General features: G+C 44.0%; 8 protein-coding genes and 1 pseudogene. 7 read left to right on the top strand and 2 right to left on the bottom strand.

All coding sequences use genetic code 11. The features are described 5' to 3' along the window. Positions 1 to 166: 166 nt before the first annotated feature. The gene (locus tag AT864_RS14055) at positions 167 to 1,447 is read left to right on the top strand and encodes an MFS transporter (protein WP_082741707.1); all 1,281 of its coding nucleotides are present in this window, start codon (positions 167 to 169) and stop codon (positions 1,445 to 1,447) included. Further along, positions 1,440 to 2,039, top strand: a complete 600-nt coding sequence (locus AT864_RS14060; RefSeq protein WP_066149937.1) for a TetR/AcrR family transcriptional regulator — start codon at positions 1,440 to 1,442, stop codon at positions 2,037 to 2,039. Before AT864_RS14055 ends, AT864_RS14060 begins: the two co-directional genes overlap by 8 nt. 351 nt (positions 2,040 to 2,390) lie before the next feature. On the opposite strand, the gene AT864_RS18775 is transcribed toward AT864_RS14060, so the two are convergent. Both AT864_RS18775 and AT864_RS18780 read right to left on the bottom strand, forming a co-directional pair. Beyond that, positions 2,391 to 3,173: an MMPL family transporter gene (locus tag AT864_RS18775; protein ID WP_369815569.1), complete on the bottom strand. Its 783-nt coding sequence runs from the start codon at positions 3,171 to 3,173 to the stop codon at positions 2,391 to 2,393. Next, complete coding sequence (locus tag AT864_RS18780; protein ID WP_369815570.1) at positions 3,170 to 4,603, bottom strand: MMPL family transporter; 1,434 nt, start codon at positions 4,601 to 4,603, stop codon at positions 3,170 to 3,172. Before AT864_RS18780 ends, AT864_RS18775 begins: the two co-directional genes overlap by 4 nt. A 127-nt stretch (positions 4,604 to 4,730) precedes the next feature. Between AT864_RS18780 and AT864_RS14075 the strand changes: the two genes are divergently transcribed. The 5 genes and pseudogenes from AT864_RS14075 to AT864_RS14095 all read left to right on the top strand — a co-directional run. After that, complete coding sequence (locus AT864_RS14075; protein ID WP_066149943.1) at positions 4,731 to 5,345, top strand: TetR/AcrR family transcriptional regulator; 615 nt, start codon at positions 4,731 to 4,733, stop codon at positions 5,343 to 5,345. Between the two features lie 49 nt (positions 5,346 to 5,394). Continuing rightward, complete coding sequence (locus tag AT864_RS14080; RefSeq protein ID WP_066149946.1) at positions 5,395 to 5,748, top strand: DUF2200 domain-containing protein; 354 nt, start codon at positions 5,395 to 5,397, stop codon at positions 5,746 to 5,748. A 470-nt stretch (positions 5,749 to 6,218) separates the two neighbouring features. Further along, positions 6,219 to 6,560, top strand: a pseudogene (locus tag AT864_RS14085) (anti sigma factor C-terminal domain-containing protein); the annotation flags it as partial. A gap of 19 nt (positions 6,561 to 6,579) precedes the next feature. Next, positions 6,580 to 6,843, top strand: coding sequence for a hypothetical protein (locus AT864_RS14090; RefSeq protein ID WP_066149949.1), 264 nt, complete (start codon positions 6,580 to 6,582; stop codon positions 6,841 to 6,843). A 251-nt stretch (positions 6,844 to 7,094) separates the two neighbouring features. Beyond that, positions 7,095 to 7,200, top strand: a 106-nt coding sequence (locus AT864_RS14095) for a transposase (RefSeq protein WP_156450490.1), incomplete at its 3' end; no start/stop codon positions are given.

Below are 7,200 nucleotides of genomic sequence, written 5' to 3' on the forward strand. Positions count from 1 at the left end.
GTAGGACTATTTTTTCTTTATTGTGGAATCTCGGCCATCTTTAACATTTTTCCTCATATTCATGATGGCCATGCTTTTGTAATTTTGATAGAATATAGAATGAACGTTCAGTATAATAATAATGTATACCGATCACAGTGACAAAATTGACTTGGGGGAACACAAGATGATGGAATTAGCAACAAGGAACAGAGGAGCCATACTCATCCTTATGTTGAACATTTTTTTGGCTTTTGTCGGTGTTGGCCTGGTTATCCCGATTATGCCGACATACATGAACGTGCTTGGGATTTCTGGAACGGTTGTCGGCTTTCTGGTGGCCGTGTTTTCTTTAACCCAATTTTTGGTGGCGCCTTATGCAGGAAGTTGGTCAGACTTATATGGGAGAAAATGGGTGATTGTGATTGGTATGTTGATTTTTGCCGTTTCCGAATTCATTTTTGGTCTGGCCAATGACGCTCTTCTCCTGTTTCTATCGAGAATGTTGGGCGGTGTGTCAGTCGCCTTCATCATGCCAGCTGTCATGGCGTATGTGGTTGACATTACCTCAGAAGAAGAGCGGGGCACAGGAATGGGCTGGGTCAATGCGGCTATTTCGACTGGTTTTATCATCGGGCCGGCGATCGGCGGATTTTTGGCGGAATACGGTTTGCGAGTACCTTTCTTCGCAGCAGCCAGCGCCGCCGCTGTTGCTGGCGTTGTTTCGACCATTCTTCCTGAATCGCTCGACAAGAGTGAACGCCTTGACATGCTGGCGTCTCAAAAGAAACGAACCAATCAGATGGCACAACTTGCTCGGTCTTACCGCACGCCATACTTTACCGGATTGGTGATCATTTTGATCATCTCGCTTGGAATCTCTCAATATGAAACCGTGCTTGGGCTCTTTGTCGATCACAAGTATGGATATACCCCGAGAGAAATTGCCTGGTTGATCATGATCGGCTCCATCATTGGAGCCGTCGCGCAGTTGACGCTCTTTGGACGATTAATCAATTGGATCGGCGAGAAGAAGCTGTCGGCCTATTGTCTATTGTTGATCGTCGTGTTCATGGTGGTGACCCTCTTTTCGTTCCGCTATTGGATGATGGTCACTTCAGTCACTCTTGTCTTTTTGGCAGTTGATTTTGTACGGCCAGCCATCAGCACGTATTTCTCTAGAATCGCAGGCGATGATCAAGGATTTGTGGCTGGAATGAACGCATCGTATACGAGTCTTGGAAATATTGCCGGTCCTTTGCTGGCCGGAGCTTTGTTCGATATTCAAATGAATTCGCCATTTCTAATCGGCAGTCTGATTATGCTGGCTGGTTTTCTGTTGAATTTGTACTGGATTCGCAAGGAGAGGAAAGAGCACCGGCCGGTTCACCAAAGCAACACCCATCTCTTGGACACCAAAACAAAAAACTATCATGATGAAGGTGGCAGGAGGGCATACAATGAATAAAAAGAAGCTGCAGAGCGAACAGACGAAAAAATGCATTGCCGAAGCAGCCATGCAATTGTTTGCCCAAAAAGGATACAAGGGGACATCTATCGAAGATATCGTCGCGGCAACAGGAAAGAGCAAGGGCAATATTTATTATCACTTCGGCAATAAGGAACAGCTGTTTCAATATTTGCTGGATGAATGGGATCGTGATTGGCGGGAGAAGTGGAAGCAAAAAGAGTCGCAGTGGTCGACATTTGCCGAAAAGCTTCTCGGATTGGCAGAGCATATTGTTACAAATGATGTAAATCATCCCTTGACAAACGCGATGGATGAATTTCTCAATAGTGAATGGAACAACAGTGAAGTGCAGGAAAGGGTAACGAAGTTCTATTCCGATCAGATTGCTTTTTTTCAAGAGATGATACAGACAGCGATGGACGACGGAGAGCTACAACAGGATCAAGCGCAGATGTTGGCGGTTATTCTTGGAGCGATGATAATGGGATTGGGGGAAATCTCACGGCGCATCCAGTTTCAAGAGGCATTGAAATTATATCACAAAGCGATTGATGTTTTTTTGCATGGAACGTTGACACGCGATTCCTAAGTGAAAACAAAATCAAATGATGAAATGAACAATGTCAATTGCTTAAAGAACGTCGCTAGCTCCGGCGTTCTCTTTTTTATTCGCTGCTTTCCCAACAGACAAGCCCTCTCGTTCGATGAAGATCAAAACGGGACTTGTAATAAAAACTTTTCCAAGGTTTCCCTTTCCTCTGTTTGTTTTGCATCGTTTTTTTAATAAGGCATAGGTTGAGGAGAGGGACAAATGGTATAATAGAAGCATTTCTGTGCAGGAGCTTCATCAAAAAAGCTCCCTTGGTATGATGCAGGGGTGTCGGTAAACAAAACCCCATTATCACACCAAGAGAATTTGATATGCTTTGGATGGCTGATTTTACTTGGCTCGTGTTTTCAACGAAGATTCCTGCTGTTTTGAACGACTCGGCCAAAATGCCATTTTTCCCATAAGCGCCGTCAAGGAAGGCACCAGCAATGCTCGAACGACAAAAGTATCTAAAAGTACGCCAAGAGCCGTGATTAAACCAAATTGAACAAGGACTTGTATAGGCATGGTGATCAATACAGCGAAGGTGGCCGCTAGGATCAGACCTGCTGATGTAATGACACCGCTCGTTTGTGTCACCCCTTCTTTAATGGCTTCTTTTAACGGCATGGTCTTGGCTTTTTTCCAGATACTCGAAATCATAAAAATATTATAATCTTCGCCAAGAGCAATCAAGAAGACAAAAGCATACAGAGGAATGGCTCCTTGAATCGCTTCTACGCCAAATCCGTAATGAAGGATGATCCAACCCATTCCCAAGGCGGCAACATAAGAAAGCAAAACAGTCAATATCAGATTAATCGTCGTTATGAGCGAGCGTAAGTATGCAAAAAGCAAGACCGCGATCAGACCGATCACAAGGGGAATGATTACGTGGCTGTCCCGATCGGTCCATGATTTCACATCATATTGCTCCGCTGTTTGTCCAGCAAGCCAAATAGAAGTGTCATTCTGTACGGCTCCGCTAGTTTCCAGAGCCTCTGCGGCAATGTTGCGCAGCTCCGGAATAACCTTCATCGCTTCTTGTGAATAAGGGTTTACGTTAAGAACTAGGCGGTATAAAGAATAGGCGGGATCGATGGTGCTGATTTGACGCCCAGCAACCTCATTCACCGCAGGGTGTTCCGCCAGAGTTTGCTTAGATCGGGACCGTTTTTGACGATCACGGAAACCGGAGCAAGCTCCCCAGGGGAATAGCTCTCGGCTATGCGTTCAAACCCCTCGCGGGAAGGCATATCTTTCGGGAACGATGACAACAAATCATACGTAAAGGTTATTTGACTGGCGAATGCGGCCAAAAGTCCAAGCGTTATGGTGCAGGCAATGACGACTCTTCGCGGTTTGGTAACGACTAGTTGACCGACAGCTGCACTCAAGGTACGTCTAGCTTTTTTAGGTTTATAATCCTTGCCCTTCTCAACGGCACGCCGTTGCTCTTCTTCTGGTGTCCGAGGAATAAATGGGAAGAAGGCGACGCGTCCGATGATGGCCAGCAACGCCGGCACCAACGTCAGACTGGCAAGCATCATGATCAGAATAGATAAGCTAAACGGCACTGCGAAACGTTCGTACGCACCATATTTGGCTACGAGCAATGCTAGCAAAGCCAGCATCACGGTGAAGCCGCTCATGGCTATGGCACCTGAAGCTTCTCGGAAGGTGCGGCGCAGTGCGTGAAAACGATTGCTGTCACGCATCAGCTCTTGCCGGAAGCGGGTAATGAAAAATAGACAATAGTCTGTACCAGCGCCGAAAAGAAGGACGGTCATGATCGCAAGGCTTTGAGAGTCGACTACAATCCATCCTTTCTTGGCCATCCAGCCCAATAGGGGACTGGTTACAGCATAAGCGAAGCCAACACCAATTAACGGGATGATCGCTAAGAGAGGAGAACGGTAGATCAAGAGCAAAACGACTAATACCAACAAGACGGTGGCGATCAACAAAACGAAATCAGCATTCAGAAACAAATCGGTAGCATCCACCGCAATGCCTGCGGGACCGCTAATGCGAAGACTCAACTTGTCCGGCGCGTCCATTGCTGTGGTAAAAGGATCGGTACCAGAAGCTTTCTTGATTCTGTCCTGAAGAGCATGTAAACTCTTTTTAAGCTGTTCCGGCTCCATGCTCTCATCAAATATGATCGGCTGAACAAGTGTGCTGTCATCCTCAGAAACCATTTGTTTCAAGGCAAGAGGAGGAAACTGATGCAAGGAAAGCAGGCTTTTTTGGCCTTTCAGCGGTTTTTCTTTGAGCTGTTGAGAAATTTCTGCCATCAGACGAAAATCCTGTTCGTTCAAACCATCAGGCCGATGCCAAACCACTAAAGCAGGGAGCCCTGACTCCCCAGGGAAATACTTTTCCATGACACGAGCCGCCTGTAAAGAGGGACTGTCTTTATGAAGATTGACGGCGTTGTTTTGTTTTTGATCACCTGCGGCTGGTAAGGAAACCGAGAGAATGATGGCCATGGCTACCCAGACAATCAGCGTTGCCCAACTTGTTTTCGGTCCGCTAACTAGCGCTCCGATCGAATGAAACATATCACTGTCCTTCCTTTCTTTACGCGATTTTGATGCTATTTACGTATCCTTTGTGTAGAGATGATATAATTATATATACCAGAAGGTTAATTAATCAAGTTTTATTTTAGAGCGGGAGGGAGCAACTGTGAATCAATCCAGAGAAAAACGTAAACCAGGCCGTCCAAAAGCAACCGAGTCTTCACAAACGATGATACAAATATTGCGGACTGCTTCCGCTTTATTTATGGAATACGGGTTTGAAAAGGTGTCCCTTGAAACCGTAGCTAAAACATGCGGTTTAACCAAAGCAAGTGTTTATTACTATTTCAGTAACAAATCCATGTTATTTACCAAATGTCTGTTGTTTGTGTTAAAGGTTGCACACGATCAAACCGTTGCCATTATGAACGGTCCCGGGACATTGCAGGAACGTCTGCGGGAGGTCGCTATACGCTATATGCAAAATACGTATGTGGATTTTGAAACGATGATGCGTGAAGCCTCGTCGGAGTTATCAGAGGAACAAACTGCAGAAATTCGCAATGCTGAACGGAAGTTGCATGAAGTGCTTGAGCACGCCTTTCAAAAAGCAATGGAAAAGGAGGAGATTGTGCCGTATGATCCTTTCTTGCTTTCCCATCTTTTTGTCGCCATGTTGACCGTTCGCAATCGCCAAGAAGTAATGAATAAGCGCCAAATGGTGGAAGAAGTTGCCTCTGAAATGGTCCGGTTGTTATTTAACGGTCTTTCTCCACGTTAAAAAGACGGTGGTTCTCATATAATAAAAAACGATAGAAAGGGGAGATATTATGGACAAGCATCGGATTTATACAACAAGTGTCGCCAGTGTCTACCCTCACTATGTGACAAAGGCAGAGAAAAAAGGGCGCACGAAAAAGGAGGTTGATACAATCATTTGTTGGTTGACTGGATACAGCCAGGAAGAGTTAAATACACACTTAGAAAAAAAGACAGACTTTGAAACTTTCTTTACAGAAGCTCCGCACTTGAACCCTTCGCGAACTCTCATCAAAGGTGTGGTCTGCGGTGTCCGGGTGGAAAATATCGAAGAACCCATCATGCGAGAAATTCGCTATTTAGATAAGCTGATTGATGAGCTAGCAAGAGGGAAGGCGATGGAGAAGATTTTACGGAAATCATAATCGAAAACAAGAGCGTGCGTGTGGGGAGGAAGTGACACGAACTTGAAAAACAAGCCCGCGATGGGCATGTTTGGTTGTAGAATTTTACAGAGATTCAAAGACACATGAAACCAAAGTAGACAGTTGACCAAATGGGTGATCGACATTCGTCGATCACCCATAGCTTTTGGAGGAAAACGATTTAGCTTAATGGCTTCTTTATGCTTGACACGTGATCCTTTTCTGTTTTTCTTTGTTCGATGAAAGGGGATTGCGCACATTTCATTTTTGGTTAGATTTACATTCACGTTATCTTTGTCTGGTTGTCGTCTTTGCCATTCGGACAGATAGATATGTGCATTCTGTTCTTGACTGTGTGTTCTCCGTTAATCCCTCTTCCATTCTATATTTCTTTGAATCGGTCCTATTCCTTAAAAGAAATCAATGAAAAATTCAAAGGATACCATATCACGTGACTTGCATTAGATACAGGAGTTGAGAAACAAATGAAGGATGATTTAGATTTTATGCAAACACCTGTCATTGGCTTTCCATACAAAAAAGTGCATGTAGATTCTGTATTCAATCGCTCGTTTACTGATTACGAAGAAGTAGTCAAAGGGCTCGAGCTATTAACCAAAAACGAAAAATGGGCAACACAATTAACGGAATATAAAAACTTAAAGATGGCCGAGCGACTGAAATGGGTGAAAAAGAATAAAGAATTGAAGGTTTATGGAATCGCTATAACAGGAACCGCTAAAGATGTATTATCTTTGGAAAAGATGAAGGAAGTTCATGTGATTCGCTTAGGACAGATCTATTGGCCGTAATAAAGGGAGATGATTAAAAATGAAAATGCTATCCATCCATTTGCTCAATACATTAGTCGCTATATTTTTGCTGATTTTGTTAAATGTGCAAGCGATAGCGGATATCCCTGTTTTTCGTATTCGTTATATTTGGATTTCATTGTTTGGAATGCTTATATGTTTGTTTGGATGGGTCAAAAATGATCGATTCTATTCTTATTTAGCCGGCGTTCTTCACCTTATTCTCATCGTTTCTTGCATAGGCATCATTTGGTTTAGTTTAGGAATTCATCCCCATCCATAAGAAAACAAGTCTTACAGATTCACTTCTGCTTACAAAATATATTAGGGGATTTTTTAACATCATCCATTGAGAAGTCTCTCACCTCTAAGCAAAGTGTAGGTGAGGGAGATTCATATAGCGACAGAAGCAAGAAGACTTCTGTCTTTCTGCTTTTCTATGTTAAAAGGATGTTAAGATGATGCTAGACTAAATAGTGGACACCGAGAATCGAGAATGCGACAATAAACCTAGCAAAATCGAGGTGTCCGAAGATGAGTCAGAAATATGACAAAGAGTTCAAAATCCAAACCGTAAAAATGATTCAGGAACAGGGGAAGCCGGTGGCGCAGGTCGCCCGAGAATTGGGCGTATCCGACA

This window comes from Anoxybacillus sp. P3H1B (genome assembly GCF_001560855.1).
In the GTDB taxonomy this organism is placed as follows: domain Bacteria; phylum Bacillota; class Bacilli; order Bacillales; family Anoxybacillaceae; genus Anoxybacteroides; species Anoxybacteroides rupiense.

What these genes read in the sequence shown, in the direction of transcription:
- AT864_RS14055 (WP_082741707.1), top strand. Translation starts at nt 167, where the DNA reads ATGATGGAATTAGCAACAAGGAACAGAGGAGCCATACTCATCCTTATG.
- AT864_RS14060 (WP_066149937.1), top strand. Translation starts at nt 1,440, where the DNA reads ATGAATAAAAAGAAGCTGCAGAGCGAACAGACGAAAAAATGCATTGCC.
- AT864_RS18780 (WP_369815570.1), bottom strand. Translation starts at nt 4,603, where the DNA reads ATGTTTCATTCGATCGGAGCGCTAGTTAGCGGACCGAAAACAAGTTGG.
- AT864_RS14080 (WP_066149946.1), top strand. Translation starts at nt 5,395, where the DNA reads ATGGACAAGCATCGGATTTATACAACAAGTGTCGCCAGTGTCTACCCT.
- AT864_RS14090 (WP_066149949.1), top strand. Translation starts at nt 6,580, where the DNA reads ATGAAAATGCTATCCATCCATTTGCTCAATACATTAGTCGCTATATTT.